Below are 486 nucleotides of genomic sequence, written 5' to 3' on the forward strand. Positions count from 1 at the left end.
ATACGGCTGTTGAGATGCCGCAGGTTCCCGATCCCGAGGGGCTGCCAAGCGTGAGCGACTACATTGGCGAGGTGGCGCATCCGGTAGCGCAGGCTGTTGCATGGGAACGCCCAATTGATATTCGGTATGTGAGCCCGCACCTGTATACGGCCCCGGATTCAAGCTCGCAGAAACCGGTTGCCACGGTGTGGTTTAAGACTTTCGATCCGCTGATTGATGCTTCCGGCGCCCCGGTTTCGGATGCGATGCATCGGGCGGCAATCGCGTATGCTTCGGATTACCTGCCGCTGGAGCCGGCTCTGCGCCGTCACGGCAAGTTCTGGCTGGAGCCGGGTATGAAGAGCGCCTCGCTGGATCATGCGATGTGGTTCCACCGTTCGGCGCGTGCCGATGAGTGGCTGCTGTACGTGCTGGATTCCCCGAGCGCTCAGGGCGGCAGGATGCTCGCGCAAGGTTCGATTTTCAATCGTTCCGGTGAGCTGGTGG

1 protein-coding gene is annotated in these 486 nt (G+C 61.3%); it reads left to right on the top strand.

Features of this window, described 5'->3' with window-relative positions:
- A partial coding sequence (locus HMPREF2756_RS09575; protein WP_210393560.1) for an acyl-CoA thioesterase occupies window positions 1-486 on the top strand: 486 nt, incomplete at both ends.

The sequence above is a fragment of the Rothia sp. HMSC067H10 genome, assembly GCF_001810635.1.
Lineage (GTDB): Bacteria > Actinomycetota > Actinomycetes > Actinomycetales > Micrococcaceae > Rothia > Rothia dentocariosa.